At 67.2% G+C, this 16,269-nt stretch carries 12 protein-coding genes; 8 read left to right on the top strand and 4 right to left on the bottom strand.

Features of this window, described 5'->3' with window-relative positions:
* Positions 1-102: 102 nt before the first annotated feature.
* The 7 genes from mnmC (at position 103) to C662_RS09210 (ending at position 8,895) form a co-directional block, all read left to right on the top strand.
* Positions 103-2,025 (top strand): bifunctional tRNA (5-methylaminomethyl-2-thiouridine)(34)-methyltransferase MnmD/FAD-dependent 5-carboxymethylaminomethyl-2-thiouridine(34) oxidoreductase MnmC, encoded by a 1,923-nt coding sequence (gene mnmC / locus C662_RS09240; RefSeq protein ID WP_002927826.1) that lies wholly within the window; start codon positions 103-105, stop codon positions 2,023-2,025.
* A complete protein-coding gene (locus C662_RS09235; protein ID WP_002927822.1) occupies positions 2,022-3,125 on the top strand; it encodes a PAS domain-containing sensor histidine kinase in 1,104 nt (367 codons plus the stop codon). The genes mnmC and C662_RS09235 overlap by 4 nt, the downstream gene beginning before the upstream one ends.
* Positions 3,126-3,138: 13 nt before the next feature.
* On the top strand, positions 3,139-3,807 hold the full coding sequence (locus C662_RS09230; protein ID WP_002927820.1) for a response regulator: 669 nt from the start codon (positions 3,139-3,141) through the stop codon (positions 3,805-3,807).
* A gap of 142 nt (positions 3,808-3,949) precedes the next feature.
* Entirely contained in the window at positions 3,950-4,390 is a 441-nt protein-coding gene (locus C662_RS09225; protein WP_002927817.1) for a phasin family protein, read from the top strand.
* A gap of 208 nt (positions 4,391-4,598) precedes the next feature.
* The gene (locus C662_RS09220; protein WP_002927815.1) at positions 4,599-6,326 is read left to right on the top strand and encodes a nitrite reductase; all 1,728 of its coding nucleotides are present in this window, start codon (positions 4,599-4,601) and stop codon (positions 6,324-6,326) included.
* Between the two features lie 204 nt (positions 6,327-6,530).
* Positions 6,531-7,901 (top strand): type IV pili methyl-accepting chemotaxis transducer N-terminal domain-containing protein, encoded by a 1,371-nt coding sequence (locus tag C662_RS09215; protein ID WP_002927813.1) that lies wholly within the window; start codon positions 6,531-6,533, stop codon positions 7,899-7,901.
* A 79-nt stretch (positions 7,902-7,980) separates the two neighbouring features.
* Positions 7,981-8,895: an HPP family protein gene (locus C662_RS09210; RefSeq protein ID WP_002927811.1), complete on the top strand. Its 915-nt coding sequence runs from the start codon at positions 7,981-7,983 to the stop codon at positions 8,893-8,895.
* Positions 8,896-8,928: 33 nt separating this feature from the next.
* Here the strand turns inward: C662_RS09210 and gltX are convergent, their stop codons facing one another.
* The 4 genes from gltX to C662_RS09190 all read right to left on the bottom strand — a co-directional run bounded on the left by gltX (position 8,929) and on the right by C662_RS09190 (position 13,350).
* Positions 8,929-10,341 carry a glutamate--tRNA ligase gene (gene gltX, locus C662_RS09205; RefSeq protein WP_002927810.1) on the bottom strand — a complete coding sequence of 471 codons (1,413 nt, stop codon included), beginning with the start codon at positions 10,339-10,341 and terminating at the stop codon, positions 8,929-8,931.
* A gap of 233 nt (positions 10,342-10,574) precedes the next feature.
* A complete protein-coding gene (locus C662_RS09200) occupies positions 10,575-11,369 on the bottom strand; it encodes an ABC transporter ATP-binding protein (protein ID WP_002927808.1) in 795 nt (264 codons plus the stop codon).
* 1 nt (position 11,370) lies between these two features.
* Positions 11,371-12,261, bottom strand: coding sequence for an ABC transporter permease (locus C662_RS09195; RefSeq protein ID WP_002927806.1), 891 nt, complete (start codon positions 12,259-12,261; stop codon positions 11,371-11,373).
* A gap of 96 nt (positions 12,262-12,357) precedes the next feature.
* Positions 12,358-13,350, bottom strand: coding sequence for an ABC transporter substrate-binding protein (locus C662_RS09190; protein WP_002927800.1), 993 nt, complete (start codon positions 13,348-13,350; stop codon positions 12,358-12,360).
* Between the two features lie 172 nt (positions 13,351-13,522).
* Between C662_RS09190 and C662_RS09185 the strand changes: the two genes are divergently transcribed.
* The coding region (locus tag C662_RS09185; protein WP_002927798.1) for an error-prone DNA polymerase at positions 13,523-16,269 on the top strand (2,747 nt) is incomplete at its 3' end.

The raw sequence follows: 16,269 nt of genomic DNA, 5'->3' as shown, positions 1-16,269 counted from the left end.
TACCAGGGCGAATCGAAATTGAACGGCGCGCAAGCTACCATTACACGCTTTCAAACACCACCTTGACGCCGGCCCTGCGCCGGAACACCTCGCCGCCGCACAATGCCGATCATCCCCGCCCGCCTCGAGCACAGCGCCGACGGCGTTCCCTACTCCAGCACCTTCGACGACATCTACCACTCGGCCGATGGCGCGCTCGGCCAGGCGCAGCACGTGTTCCTGGCCGGCAACGCCCTGCCCGAACGCTGGCAGGGCCGCGAACACTTCGTCATCCTCGAGACCGGCTTCGGACTCGGACTCAACTTTCTCGCCACCTGGGCCGCATGGCGAGCCGACCCGCAGCGTTGCAAACGCTTGCACTTCGTCTCCTGCGAACTGCACCCCTTCAGCACCGAAGACCTTGCCCGCGTGCATGCGCGCTGGCCACAACTTGCCGCACAAGCGGACGCCTTGCGCGCGCAATGGCCCGCACTGACGCAGGGCCTGCACCGCCTGCACCTGGACAACGACCAGGTGACGCTGACGCTTTACTTCGGCGATGCACGCGAGGGCCTGGCCCAGCTGCTAGCCCGTGCAGACGCCTTCTATCTCGACGGTTTCTCGCCCGCACGCAACCCTGAGCTCTGGTCAGCGCGCATCTTTCACCTGCTTGCCCGCCTGGCCGCACCGGGCGCCACGCTTGCCACGTGGTCGGTGGCGGGCGAAGTCCGCGAAGGCTTGCGCCGCGCCGGCTTCGAGGTCCGCAAGGCTGCAGGCTTCGGCGGCAAGCGCCAGATGCTGTGCGGCATCCTCGCCAACAGCGAGACGCGCTCGCAGACGGACGAACAGGCACTGCCAGCACGCGGACATGCGCTCATCGTGGGCGCGGGGCTGGCTGGGTGCAGCATGGCCGAACGCCTCGCCGCACGGGGCTGGACGATCGAACTGATCGACCAGGCAGCAGGCCCCGCAAACGGCGCCTCCGGCAACCTTGCAGGCGTGCTGCGCCCGCTACCCAGCCTGGACGACAACCGCATGAGCCGGCTCACACGCGCCGGCACGCTGCATGGCTGGGCGCACATCGCGCGCCTGCGCGCGCGCGGCCTCGCCGTGCAGGCGGACGCCTGCGGCGTGCTCCACCTTGCACGCGACGGCGCGCAAGCAGCCAAGATGCAGGCGGTGGTCGAACGCCTGGGCCTGCCCGCCTCGCATCTGAGCCACGTCGACGCGGACGCTGCCGCACGCATCGCCGGCTGCACCGTCGCCGCGGGCGGATGGTGGTTCGCTGGCAGCGGCTGGGTGCAGCCGCCCAGCCTGTGCGCGGCCAACCTGGCCGCAAGCGGGCAAAGCCTGCACACGCACTTCGGCCGCAAGCTGACTCAGCTCGAGCGCCAGGGCGGGCTATGGCACGCCTACGACGACCAGCACCGGCTGATTGCGGCGGCGCCGGTGGTCATCCTTGCGGCCGGCGTCGGCGTACTCGAACTGGACACCGGCATGCGGCTCCCGGTGGTCAGTGCCCGCGGACAGGTGTCCCTGCTGCCTGCTGCCAGTGCCAGCCCGCCGCGCGTCGTGGTGTGCCGCGGCGGCTACGTAAGTCCGGAGATCGACGGACTGCGCTGCGCGGGTGCGACCTTCGACGTCGATGACAGCGAGCCTGCGCTTCGCGCCCGCGACCATGCCGACAACCTCGGCAAGCTCGAAGCCATGCTGCCTGGCTTCACCCATGGCCTCGACGCAACTGCGCTGCGCGGCCGTGTGGGTTTCCGCCCGGCCTCCCCCGACCGCCTACCGATGATCGGCGCCCTCCCTGCGGACGGGACAGCCGCGCCACGGGCCGAACTCGCAGGTCTGGCACGCCAGGCGGGACTGCATGTGCTGTCAGGCTACGGCGCACGCGGCCTGGTGTGGACGACATTGGCGGCCGAGAGCCTCGCCAGTGCGCTGTGCGCCGAACCACTGCCGCTCGAGCGCGACCTTTGGGAGGCACTCGATCCGGGCCGCTTCCTGCTCCGTCCGCCGCGCCCGGGGCGTACGGCCGAATGAGCGGCCGCAACATCGCCGAGTTGCGGGCCGCGCTCGAGCTGACCGGATGGCGGCTGGCAACGACGCAACGCCTTGCCCAGGTCGGCGACTGGACACTCGACCGCGACAGCGGAAGGATGACCTGGTCGCGCGAGCTCTTCCGCATGCTCGAGCGCCCTCAGCACCTGGGCGAACCGGACATCAACGAGGTCTTGTCCTACTACACACCGAGCTCGCTCGATCGCACCCGCGACCTCTTCTGGCACGCAATCGACACCGGCGATCGTTGTTCGCTGGAGCAAGAGGTGCTGCTGCCCTCGGGCAAGCAGCGTCACCACTTCACCGTCATCGAGCCGCACAAGGACGCAAGCGGTCGCGTCGTGAGACTCTACGGCACGGTACAGGACATCACCACGCGCAAACGCCTCGAGGCCGAGCGTATCCGCCAGCTCGCCCGCCTGGCCGAACTGTCCCGCCACATGATCGAGATCGAGGAACGCGAACGCCGCCAGCTTGCAAGCGCGCTCCACGACCGCGCCAGTCCGAACCTCGCCGCGCTGCGCATCCTGTTCGCCAACCTCGCCGACAGCCTGCCCACACAAGTGCGCGCAGCGTGCGGAACGCTGCTGGAGGACGTCGACGCACTGCTGGCGGACACCACCGCAGGCATCCGCGAGATCTGCACCGACCTGCGTCCGGCCACACTCGATTACGCAGGTCTCGAACCTGCGCTGCGGGAATATGTCGAAGCGTTCAGAAAACGCACACGGCTCGATGTGGTGTTGACAACGGCCGGTGCCGAAGCGCCCGGACTCGCCGCCGAGGCCCAGACCCTGCTGTTCAGGCTGGTTAAGGAGGCTTTGACAAACTGTGCCAAGCACGCATGCGCCGGGCAGGTTCGTATCGGGCTCGAGCGCGAGCCGACGCGCACGCGCCTGTCCATCGTGGACGACGGCGTAGGCTTCGAGCTTGCCCTGCTCGGACAACCGGGCAGCACGCCCGGACTTGGGCTGATCACGATGCGCGAACGCGTGGAGCTGGCAGGCGGCCAGTTCGTTCTGATGACCAAGCCTGGAGAAGGCACTGCCATACAGGTTTCCATCCCGCACCTGACTTGTTGACGGAGCGACCATCATGAAGCTTCGTATCGTGCTTGCCGATGACCACCAGATGTTCCGCCACGCCCTGCGTGCCCTGCTTGCCCGTGACAACGGCCTGGAGGTCGTCGCCGAAGCGGCGAGTGGCGACGAAGTCCTCGCTGTCGTCGCCCGCCAAGAGGTGGATCTCGTATGCATGGACGTCGCCATGCCGGGCATGAACGGCATCGAGGCAACCCGCAGGCTGTGTGCCAGCCACCCTGGCGTTCGTGTCATCGGCCTCTCGGCCTTCGCCGACCGCCAGTTCGTCATGGACCTGCTCAACGCCGGCGCCAGCGGCTACATCACCAAGTCAGAGGCTGGCGACGAGTTGCTGCGTGCGATCCGCACGGTGCAGCAGGGCCGTAGCTACATCTGCCCCGATGTGGCTGGGGCAGTTGCAGGCGCCCTGCGAGACCGCGACAGCCTCGAGACCGCGCTGCCCCGCCTCACCGCGCGCGAACGCCAGGTGCTCCAGCTCATTGCCGAGGGCTACACCTCACCGCGCATTGCCGAACGCCTGCATGTCGCCCCGTCCACCGTCGAGGTGCACAGGCGCAACATCATGCGCAAGCTCGACCTGCACAATGTCGCCGAACTCACACGTTACGCGATCACCAACGGCATCAGCCCAAGCACCGCAGGCGAGCTCTCTCGCCTGCCCTGACCTTGCCGGCGTCCGTCCCTGGCCGATGGCTACCGGGTTCACGGTATGCAGAACAGCGCGAAGCGGGTATGGGTGCGCAACGCGCATTCATATAGCATCGCCAGAACAAGCACTTTCCTGCAACGACCGTCCGGAGGCCTTCATGATCCACCAACCCAACGTCGAGAAATTCTCGGCAAACGCCCAAGCCAGCATCGAACACCTCGAGGCCTACGCACAGATCACCCTCTCCGCCGCGGAGAAACTGCTCGCACTCAACCTCGACACCGCACGCACCTTGTGCGAGCTGGCTTCGAACAGTGGCGCACAGCTCGAATCGGGCGACCTGCGCAGCGCACTCGCGACACAGGGCGTCACCCAGAGCAAGGGCTTCGAGCACCTCACCAGCTATTTGCGTGAAGTGAGTGAGCTCTGCGTGCAGACGCAAAGCGAGGTCGTCGAAGTGGGTTCCCGCCAGTTTGCAGACCTGCAACGAACCATGCAGTCGATGTTCGAGGAGGCCGGCAAGCTGAGCAAGGTCAACCCGCTGGAGGTCATCGTGCCCGCCACAAGCACCGCGTCACGCACCCGCAAGGCAGCCTGACCAGGCGTACCAGCGCCCCGCTTCAAGCCCCGGCCTGCCGGGGCTTTTTTGTCGCCGCGATTTGCGTGCTTGATGATCATCAAGCACGCAAATCGATAGAAACCGCGCCAGCACTAGGGGTCCGAAAATATTGATGTCGATCAAAGCAGGGAACTTTCAGCCTGCAAGAGTGCGCCACCGAAGCAACTTTCACAGGGGTGAGCACATCATGATCGTAGGAAGTTCCAAGCATCTTCGCGCCATTGCAATCTCGGCCCTGGCTCTGGCCTGCCAGGCGGCCTTCGCCGAGGCTCCGGCCGGCCATAGTGACGCAGCAATGAAGGAATATCAGGCTGCAGCCTCGCCCTTGGCCGAGGTGCCGATGCACCATGACATCAACCCGCTCGCACCGCGCATGTCGGAGCCTGAGTTCGACAAAGCCAGCCGCATCTTCTTCGAACGCTGCGCCGGCTGCCACGGCGTGCTGCGCAAGGGTGCCACCGGCAAGGCGCTGACGCCTGACCTTACCCTCGAGAAGGGACTCGACTACCTCAAGGTCTTCATCAAGTACGGCTCGCCGGGCGGCATGCCCAACTGGGGCACTTCGGGCGTGCTCACCGACGACGAAGTCGACCTGATGGCACGCTACATCCAGCAGACGCCGCCCGCCCCGCCCGAGTTCGGCCTCAAGGAAATGGAAGCCTCGTGGAAGGTCGTGATCCCGGTGGAGAAGCGCCCCACGAAGAAAATGAACGACCTCAAGCTCGAGAACCTGTTCTCGGTGACGCTGCGCGATGACGGCAAGATCGCCCTCATCGACGGCGACAGCAAGCAGATCGTGAGCATCATCGAGACCGGATACGCGGTGCATATCTCGCGCATGTCGGCGTCGGGCCGCTACCTGTTCGTGATCGGCCGCGACGCCAAGATCAACCTGATCGACCTGTGGATGGAGAAGCCCGAGACTGTCGCCGAGATCAAGGTCGGCCTCGAGGCACGCTCGGTCGAGAGCTCCAAGGCCAAGGGCTGGGAGGACAAGTACGCCATCGCCGGGACCTACTGGCCGCCCCAGTTCGTGATCATGGACGGCGACACCCTGCAACCGCGCAAGATCGTGTCGACCCGCGGCATGGTGGTCGGCACCCAGGACTACCACCCCGAACCGCGCGTGGCCGCCATCATCTCCTCGCACTTCAACCCGGAGTTCTTCGTCAATGTGAAGGAAACCGGCATGGTGTACTCGGTGGACTATCGCGACCTCGAGAACCTGAGCATCAAGATGATCGAGGCCGCGCCCTTCCTCCATGACGGCGGCTTCGAGTCCTCGCATCGCTACTTCATGGACGCAGCCAACGCCTCGGACAAGATCGCCGTCATCGACACCAAGGAAGGCAAGCTCGAGAAACTGGTGGACGTGGGCAAGGTGCCGCACCCGGGCCGCGGTGCCAACTTCCTCGATCCCAAGTACGGCCCGGTGTGGGCGACCGGCCACCTCGGCGATGAAACCATCTCGTTGATCGGCACCGACCCCGAAAAGCACCCGGACAACGCCTGGAAGGTCGTGCGCACGCTCAAGGGCCTGGGCGGCGGCTCACTGTTCCTGAAGACGCACCCCACCTCCAAGAATCTGTGGGTAGACACCACGCTCAACCCCGACGAGAAGATCAGCCAGGCGGTTGCGGTATGGGACATCGACAACATCGACAAGGGCTACGAGCTGATCCCGATCGGCGACTGGTCGGGCATCAAGGCCGGCCCCAAGCGCGTCGTTCAGCCCGAGTACAACAAGGCGGGCGACGAGGTCTGGTTCTCGGTGTGGAACGGTGCGGACCAGGAATCGGCCATCGTCGTGGTCGATGACCGGACGCGCAAGCTCAAGGCCGTGATCCGCGACCCGCGCCTGATCACGCCCACCGGCAAGTTCAACGTCTATAACACCCAGCACGACGTCTATTAATATCGAGGCTACCCGGGGGGCACGATGTCCGACCGGCCTCTGGTGCCGGCACCGCCGGTCGGACAACGGACAAAAGGCCTGAATCACTTGAACACACGGTTACGACGCGGTACTTGGGCACAACGGGACTTCCTGTCCCGCTGTGCCATCTTTTTTGGACTGTCACCCCAACGCCTCGAAGAACTCGAGCGCGCAGGGCGCCTCGTGGAACTCTCCAGCCACGCAAGCCTGTATCGCAGCGGCGAGCCCGTGCGCGACGCCAGGCTGTTGTGCAGCGGCAGCGTGGTGCGCTTCCAGCCACTCGAGGATGGTGGCCGGCGGGCCATCGAAGTCGTCCAGGGCCCTCAGTTGCTCAACCTCGGTGAGACCTTCAGCGCAACGCACTACCGCTCCTCGTGCGAAAGCAGCAGCCGCTGCATTCTCGTTGCGATCGACATGCGCGTGCTGCGGCCGATGATCAGCGCCGAACCGGCCTTGAGCGCATCGATCATCGAAGCGCTCGCGCGTCGCCTGTCGGCAACGGAAACCGACAGCCGGGGGCATCATCGCAGCACCACTGGCGCCCAGCGCATCCTCGACTACCTTCTCGAGCAAGCCGGCGAGCCGGGCAGGCTGGCAGGAGAAAGCACCGTCACGCTGAATGCCACCAAGAAGGTGATCGCATCTCAGGTGGGACTCACGCCAGAGGCCTTCTCGCGCAGCCTGCGCCAGTTGATCGACCAGGGGGTGCTCGTGGTCGACAAGCGCAATTTCCACATCCAGCATGCGGCCTTGCTCGATACCGGGCTCGGTGACGCCGGCCATCGCCTGAGCTTTGCGCGCAAGACACGGCGCACGGCCACGGACATGCGTAACGGTCTCCCGCCCGGGGCGCTGATCAACCTCTGCGGTCGCCTTCGCTTCCTTTCGCAGCAGCTGGCCATCGCCTCGGCCCGGCTGGTGTGGGAGATCGCACCCGCTGATGCCCGGATCCGCCTGCGCCAGTTCGACGGCGAGTTCGAACGCACCTTGGCTCGTCTGCGCAAACTGCCACTGGAAGCGGCGTTGGAGGAACCTCTGGCGGCTGTCCTGAGCACCTGGCCGGCCTATCGCCAAGCCCTGTTATCGACTGCAGCCACCGCCCAGGACCGCTTGAAGCTGTTCCGCCTCAGCGAAGCAGTGCTCAACGTCGCGGACCACCTCACCAGCGTGGCTGCGCAGTGCGCCGGTACGCCCGACGCACGCTATGTGAACGTTGCGGGAAGGAACCGCATGCTGTCGCAGCGCATCGGCAAGCTGTTCCTGTTCCGCGAACTGGTCGACACGCAGGAGGAGATCGACGACCAGATCAGCGCATCGATCGTCGAGTTCGACGCCAACCTCGACGAATTGCGCCAAGGCAGTCGCCGGCTGCCGGAGCTCATCGCCCAGCTCGACGAGGTCGCGCAGCAGTGGGAGCGTTTCAGCGCCGCGCTCGCGCCCGACCCCTCGCGGATGAACAGGAACCGCCACGCGCGCCTGCTGCTGGCCGAGGGCGACCGCCTGCTGCGCTACGTGGACACGGCAGTCAAGCTGTACGAACGCCTGACGAAGTAGAACCGGGCGAAAAACCGATCACCGACACCACCAAGCAGCAATGTCATCGACACGAAGACTGACCGCCATACGCGAGCGCATGCACGAGCTCGCAGGCATTCCACACAGCAGCCAGCATGGCGGCGAGCCCTGGGTGGCAAGTCTCGGAGGCCTGCTCGGAATCGCGATCGTGGTCGCGCTCACGCAGGGCATGGTGGGCAGCGAGGCGGCCGTGTTCGTGGTGCCCTCGCTCGGCGCTGCTGCGGTGATCGTGTTCGCCGCGCCGCACAGCCAGTTCGCGCAGCCCTGGCCCCTGCTGGCCGGAAACATGCTGTCGGCACTGGTCGGCGTGCTCAGCCAGCTCATCATCCCCGACCCGACGCTGGCCGGCGCGGCAGCGGTGGGCGGCGCGATCGGTGTCATGCACCTGGCACGCTGCATACATCCGCCCGGCGGTGCGACCGCACTGGCTGCAGTCGTCGGCGGCCCGGCGATCCACGACCTCGGCTTTGCCTATGCCCTCTATCCGGTCGGCCTGAACTGCCTGATCCTGGGCGCAACCGCCATCCTCTTCAACTATCCCTTCCCCTGGCGGCGCTATCCGGCCAGCCTCACCCACTACGCACCGCTGCCCCCTGGGCGTGGCGGTGGCGGCTACCCACTGCCCGGCGACGAACATGTACGCAAGGCAATGGACGAGCTCAATGTCGTGCTGGACGTCGGCACGGACGAACTTCGCCAGGTCGTCCACCGCGCGCTCGCAATCGCGCAATCCAGCGCCGACAGCAGACTGCCCCAGGTGAAGGCCGGTCACTTCTACTGCAACGACCGCCCGGGACAACAATGGTCCGTGCGCCAGATCATCGACGAGCACCGCTCGGCAAACCCGGACGAAGACATCGTCATCTATCGGGTCGTCGCCGGACGCGGCCTGGATCGTACCGGCCGCTGCACCAGAATCGAGTTCGCGCGCTGGGTCGGCAGCGAGTTTCGCCCCCGCCGCCAGCAGCGCTGAAGCGCGACGCTCAACCGCCGCGGAAAGCCTCGGTCACAGATGGCGGTCCAGGCGCGCCAGCACGCGCTCGCGGCCAAGCACTTCGAGCACCGCATCGATCGACGGCGTCTGCGGCACGCCCAGCACGGCCACCCGCAGCGGAATGGCCACCTGCGGCATCTTCAGGCCATGCTCGGCCATCGTGTCCTTGATCGCCTGCGACAGCGCAGCCTTGTTCCAGTCGGTGCCGGCAAGGCGGGCACGCAGGCTGACCAGCGCAGCACGCGCAGCGTCGGTCAGGTGCTGCCCGATCACCTCGGGTGCAGGATGAACATCGGCCACGAACAGCTCGGCCGAGTCCGCCAGTTCGTTGAGATTGGCGACACGGTCCTTGTACAGCGCCACCACGGCCTCGAGCGCCACCCCGGTCTCGGGATTGACACCGCGACGAGCGAGGCGGTTGGCAACTTCGGCAGCGAGAAAGCCGTCATCCGCCTTCTTGATGTACTGCGCGTTGAGCCAGTTCAGCTTCTCGGTATTGAACTGCGCCGCCGAGGGGGTGATATGGTCGAGATCGAACCATTCGACGAACTGATCACGGCTGAAGACCTCGTCGTCACCATGGCTCCAGCCCAGGCGCGCCAGATAGTTGATCACGGCTTCGGGCAGGTAGCCGTCGTCGTCATACTGCATCACGCTCACCGCACCGTGGCGCTTGGAGAGCTTGGTGCCATCATCGCCCAGGATCATCGACAGGTGGGCGTAGAGCGGCACCTCGGCGCCGAGCGCGCGCAGCACGTTGATCTGGCGCGGGGTGTTGTTCACGTGGTCGTCGCCACGGATGACATGGGTGATGCCCATGTCCCAGTCGTCCACCACCACGCAGAAGTTGTAGGTCGGCGTGCCGTCGGCACGCGCGATGATGAAGTCGTCCATCTCGGCGTTGGCGATCTCGATGCGCCCCTTGACGAGATCGTCCCACGCCACCACGCCATCGGTCGGATTGCGGAAGCGCACCACCGGCTGCACGCCTTCGGGCGGCTGCGCCAGGGCCTTGCCCGCCTCGGGGCGCCAGCGCCCGTCATAGCGCGGCTTCTCGCCGCGGGCGCGCTGCGCCTCGCGGATAGCGTCGAGTTCCTCGGACGACATGTAGCAGTGGTAGGCGGTGCCGGCGGCCAGCATCTGGCCGATGACCTCCTTGTACCGGTCCATGCGCTGCATCTGATAGAACGGACCTTCGTCATGCGCCAGGCCCAGCCAGTCCATACCGTCGAGGATGGCCTGCACCGCCTCCGGCGTCGAGCGGGCAACGTCGGTGTCCTCGATGCGGAGGACGAAGGTTCCGCCATGGCGACGGGCAAAAGCCCAGGAGAACAGCGCGGTACGCGCGCCACCAATGTGCAGGTAGCCAGTCGGGCTGGGTGCGAAGCGGGTGCGGACAGGACGGGAGGCAATGGCTTGGGACATGGCGAAAAGGAAACTGGATGCTTGAGCGAAGCGCGGATTCTAAGCGATTGCCGCGCCGCGGGGTGCCGTAGGCGCGACGCAAGTCGCGAGCCTTTCGCGGCCGCCCTCAAGCCCCATCGCCTTCAACCCCTCGCGGCTCGCGCCGCTCCCACATGGGGGCGATGCGCGCCGCGGGGTGCCGTAGGCGCGACGCAAGTCGCGAGCCTTTCGGGCATCGGCATCCGTGCAGGCGTTCAGCTCAGCAACAGCTTGTCGTCGTCGATTTCCTCGCCGCGCACCTTCTCGAACATCGCCAGCAGGTGATGCACGTCAAGGCCCTCGCGCTCCTCGCCCGCCACGTCGAGCACTACCCTGCCCTGATGCAGCATCACTGTGCGCTGGCCGACGTCGAGCGCCTGGCGCATGGAGTGCGTGACCATCATCGTGGTGAGCTTGTGCTCGGCGACGATGCGCACGGTGAGCTCGAGCACGAAGGCCGCGGTGCGCGGATCGAGCGCTGCGGTGTGCTCGTCGAGCAGCAGCAGGCGCGACGGCCGCAGCGCCGCCATCAGCAGGCTCACTGCCTGGCGCTGGCCGCCGGAGAGCAGGCCGATGCGATCGGACAGGCGGCTCTCCAGGCCGAGGCCAAGGGTCGAGAGCTGAGCGCGAAACTCCTCGCGCAGCGCCGGCTTGACGGCAAACGAGAAGCCGCGACGCTCGCCGCGCATGCTGGCGAGCGCCATGTTCTCCTCGATGGTCAGGTCCTCGCAGGTGCCCGCGAGCGGATCCTGAAACACGCGGGCGACGTGGCGCGCCCGCGCCCACACCGGCTGCCGGGTCATGTCGATGCCGTCGATCTCGATCCTGCCACTGTCGACCTTCTGCTCGCCGGAGACGGCGTTGAGGAAGGTCGACTTGCCAGCGCCGTTGGAGCCGATGACGGTGACGAACTGCCCGGTCGGGATCTCGAGCGACATGCCGCGCAGGGCCTGGGTCTCGATCGGCGTACCGGGGTTGAAGGTCAGGCGCAGATCCTGAACGTTGAGCATGTCAGCCTCCCTTCCTGCCGGACCAGTGGGCACGCAGCCTGGGCACCACGAGCGCGACGGTGACGAGCAACGCGGTGACGAGGTTGAGGTCCTGCGCCTGCAGGCCGATGAAGTCGGAGTTGAGCGCGACCGCGATGAAGAAGCGATACACGATGGCGCCGACGATGACCGCGATCGTCGCCAGGTAAAGCTTGCGCGAAGGCAGCAGGCTCTCGCCCACGATCACCGCCGCCAGGCCGATGACGATGGTGCCCACGCCCATCGAGATGTCGGCCCCGCCCTGGGTCTGCGCGAACAGCGCCCCGGCCAAGCCGACGAGCGCGTTCGACAGTGCCATGCCGGCGAGCACCGCCAGCCCGGTGTTGACGCCCTGCGCGCGCGCCATGCGCGCGTTGGAACCGGTGGCGCGGATGGCCAGCCCGGTCTGGGTGGAGAAATAGGCATCGAGCCCCAGCTTCACGACGATCACGATCAGCACCAGCAGCAGCGGGCGGAACACGTAGTCCACCAGCGCCTCGGGCTGGAGCAGGTTGAATACCGTCGGCTCCATGATCAAGGGCACATTGGGCTTGCCCATGATGCGCAGGTTGATCGAGTAGAGCGCGATCATCATCAGAATGCTGGCGAGCAGATCCATGATCTTGAGGCGCACATTGAGCCAGCCGGTGATCATGCCAGCCGCGGCACCTGCCAGCGTGGCGGCAATGGTGGCGGTAAAGGGGTCCTGGCCGGCTGCGATCATGGTCGCGGCAACGGCGCCGCCGAGCGGGAAGCTGCCATCGACGGTAAGGTCAGGGAAGCGCAACAGGCGGAAGGAAATGTACACGCCCAGCGCGACCAGGCTGAAGATCAGGCCGATCTCCAGTGCCCCGAGCAAGGTGTAGAGCGACATGGGAAATAACCGTTTGAGGATGGGCGACGAGGAAACCCCGCCGCGAACACCCGGGGCGACTGCACCGCGGCAGTCGCGTACCGGGCTTGCAGCCGCTTACTCGACGACCTGGGCGGCGTCCTTGATGAGCGCCTCCGACAGCGTGATGCCCTGGCGACGGGCGGCGGCCGGGCTCACATGGAGGTCGAGCCTGTTGCTGGTTTCCGAGGCGATGTCGCCCGGCTTCTCGCCCTTGAGGATGCGCGCCACCATGTGGCCGGTCTGCACGCCGAGCGCCTTGTAGTCCATGCCATAGGCGGCGACGGCGCCACGCTTGACGCTGTCGGTGTCTGCAGCCACCAGCGGGATGCCGGCATCCATGCCGACCTTGACCAGGGCCTCATAGGCCGACACCACGTTGTTGTCGGTGCTGGTGTAGAACACATCGACCTTGCCGATCAGGCTGCGCGCGGCAGAGCCGACGTCAACCGAACGCGGCGCGGCGGCCTCGACCAGGCTCATGCCGTACTTGGGCAGCAGTTCGCGCATGCGCTCGAGCACCACCACCGAGTTGGCCTCGCCCGGGTTGAAGACCATGCCGACACGCTTGGCCTCGGGCGTCACGCGCTTGATCAGCTCGATCTGCTTGTCCAGCTCGAGCGCATCGGACACGCCCGTGACGTTGGTGCCCGATGCGGCCAGCGACGGCACCAGCTTGGCGGCGACCGGGTCGGTCACTGCGGAATACACCAGCGGGATGTTGCGCGTTGCCGCAGCCACGGCCTGGGCCGAAGGCGTGGCGATGGCGACGATGACGTCGACGCGGTCACCGATGAACTTGCGCGCGATCTGCGCCGCCGTGCCGGTGTTGCCCTGCGCGCTCTGGTACTGCCACTTGAGGTTCTTGCCCTCTTCGAAACCCGCCTCGGCCAAGCCTTGCTTGACGCCATCGCGCACGGCGTCGAGCGCCGGATGCTCGACGATGGCGGTGATGGCCACCGACTTCTGCTGCGCATGGGCTGGCGTGCCCAGCGCAAATGCCAGTGCCAGGGCGCCGAACAGTGCGGCGCGGGTCATCTCGAAGCGCATCGAAAACTCCTTGCTGGCCATATCGGCCCGAAAATGATCTGCAGACTCGGCCTGCGACAGCGCCGGCCAAAGCGCGTGAGTGTACCGGGCCCGCCCGGTTTCCGCGACAGCAAAGACGAGGCTGCCAGCGGACGACGCCCTGGGTGCAGGGCGCGCGCTTGCGCCTGAAGCTGTATTTTTTTACAGTCAACCTGTGACTCCGCAACATGCCGAACTCCACTGCCTCAGCAATTTCAGCTTCCAGCGCGGCGCCTCGCACCCCGAGGAGCTCGTGGCGCAGGCGGCGGCCTTCGGCTACACCGCCATCGCCCTCACCGACGAATGCTCGCTCGCGGGCGTGGTACGTGCCCACCGTGCGCTGCAAGCCCTGCCTGCCGACGCACGGCCGCAGCTGATCATCGGCAGCGAGCTTCAACTTGCCGACGGCCCCTGCATCGTGCTGCTGGCCGCCACGCGCGCCGGCTATGGCCAGCTGTCTCGCCTCATCACCCAGGCCCGGCGCGCAGCAGACAAGGGGCGCTACCACCTCACCCGCAACATGGTCGAGGCTGCCTGCCGCGAGGGGCTGCAGACCGACTGCCTGGCGCTGCTGGTCGCGCCGGCGGCATTTCCGCCCCGCACCGGCGTTGACGCTGCCAGCACGGCGCTGGCGGCCGATGCCGCGTGGCTGGCGCGCTGCTATCCCGGCCGCAGCTGGCTGACGGTGACGGTGCGGCTCGATGGCCGCGACCGCGCCCGCATCACCCTGCTGCGCCGCATCGCTCGCACCACCGGTGTGTCCGCGGTCGCCGCCAGCGCCGCACTCATGCACGACGCCGCGCGCCGTCCACTGGCCGACGTGATGACCGCGCTGCGCCTGCACTGCAGCGTCGCCGAGGCCGGACTCGCACTCGCCCCCAATGCGGAGCTGCGCCTGCACGATCGCGACACCCTCGCCCGCCGCTACCCCCCCGCTCTGCTCGCCGAGACCCTCGCGGTCGCCGCACGCTGCAGCTTCAGCCTCGACGAACTGCGCTACGAGTACCCGGCCGAGCTCGTCCCCGCAGGCGAGACTCCGGCGAGCTGGCTGCGTCGGCTGGTGGAAGGCGGGCTGTGCTGGCGCTACCGCGGACAGGCCGGCCACGCCGTCGCCGAACCCGCGGCGGGCGAGCTGCCGCCCGCCGCTGCCGATGACCCTGCCCCACCCCAGGTGCGCCGGCAGATCGAGTACGAGCTCGCCCTCATCGTCGAGCTCGGCTACGAGCCCTACTTCCTCACCGTGCATGACATCGTCCGCTTCGCCCGCAGCGTGGGCATCCTGTGCCAGGGCCGCGGCTCGGCGGCGAATTCGGTGGTGTGCTGGGCTCTGGGCATCACCGAGGTCGATCCGACATTGGGCATCATGCTGGTCGAGCGCTTCATCTCGCGCGAGCGCAACGAACCACCCGACATCGACGTCGATTTCGAGCACGACCGCCGCGAGGAGGTCATCCAGTACATCTACCGCAAGTACGGCCGCGAACGCGCGGCGCTGGCTGCCACCGTAATCAGCTACCGGGCGCGCAGCGCCCTGCGCGACGTCGGCCGTGCCCTCGGCCTGGACGAGGCGCAGATCGAGCGCCTGACGCGCGAGCACCACTGGTTCGACGGCCGTCGCATCCTGCCCGAGCGCCTGCAGGAAGCGGGCTTCGACCCCACCAGTCCGGTCACCCGGCGCCTGGTCGCACTCACCGAGGAACTCATCGGCTTTCCGCGCCATCTGTCGCAGCATGTCGGCGGTTTCGTCATCGCCCGCGGCCGGCTCGACGAACTGGTGCCGGTCGAGAATGCCGCCATGCCAGAACGCACCGTGATCCAGTGGGACAAGGACGACCTCGACGCCGTCGGCCTGATGAAGATCGACGTGCTCGCGCTCGGCATGCTGTCCGCACTGCGCCGCGGCCTGGCCCTGGTGTCGGCCTGGCGCGGGCAGGCACTGACGCTGGCGAGCATCCCGCGCGAGCAGCCCGCGGTGTACGCGATGCTGTCGCGCGCCGACTCGATCGGCGTGTTCCAGGTCGAGTCGCGCGCGCAGATGACCATGCTGCCGCGCTTGAGGCCACGCCGCTTCTACGACCTGGTGGTGGAGGTCGCCATCGTGCGCCCCGGCCCGATCCAGGGCGGCATGGTCCATCCCTACCTGCACGCGCGCGAACGCGACGCGCGCGGCGAGGACCCCATGGATGGGTTGCGCCCGGAGATCCGCGGCGTACTGGCGCGCACGCTCGGGGTGCCGATCTTCCAGGAACAGGTGATGCAGCTGGCGGTGGTGGCCGCCGGCTTCACCGGCGGCGAGGCTGACCAGCTGCGCCGAGCGATGGGCGCCTGGCGGCGCAAGGGCGAACTCGAGCGCTATCGCGAACAGCTCCTCGCCGGGCTGGCGAAAAACGGCTACGACGCCGACTTTGCCCAACGCCTGTGTCAGCAGATCGAAGGCTTCGGCAGCTACGGCTTTCCCGAGTCGCACGCTGCCAGCTTCGCGCTGCTGGTGTACGCCTCGGCGTGGATGAAGTGCTTCGAGCCCGCCGCCTTCCTGGCCGCCCTGCTCAACAGCCAGCCGATGGGTTTCTATTCCCCCTCGCAGCTCATCCAGGACGCACGCCGGCATGGCGTCGAGGTGCGCACGGCCGATGTATGCGCCAGCGACTGGGACTGCACGCTCGAAGCCGTCCCGCCCGCCAGCACGGACACAGCCGATGCCGCTCAAGCTGCTACACAAGCGGCCGTGCGCCTTGGGCTGCGCATGATCCATGACCTGGGCCGGGATGCGGCCACCCGCATCGTGGCAGCGCGCCACGAACGCCGCTTTGCCGATACGCAGGACCTCGCGCTGCGCACCGGGCTCGACGGCGGCACGCTGCGCAGGCTGGCGGGCGCCGGCGCGCTCGCCAGCCTCGCCGGCCACCGCCGCCAGGCACTGTG

Source organism: Thauera sp. 28 (genome assembly GCF_000310145.2).
GTDB classification, from domain to species: Bacteria; Pseudomonadota; Gammaproteobacteria; order Burkholderiales; family Rhodocyclaceae; genus Thauera; species Thauera mechernichensis.
This window is presented reverse-complemented; position numbering and strand designations above follow the sequence as displayed.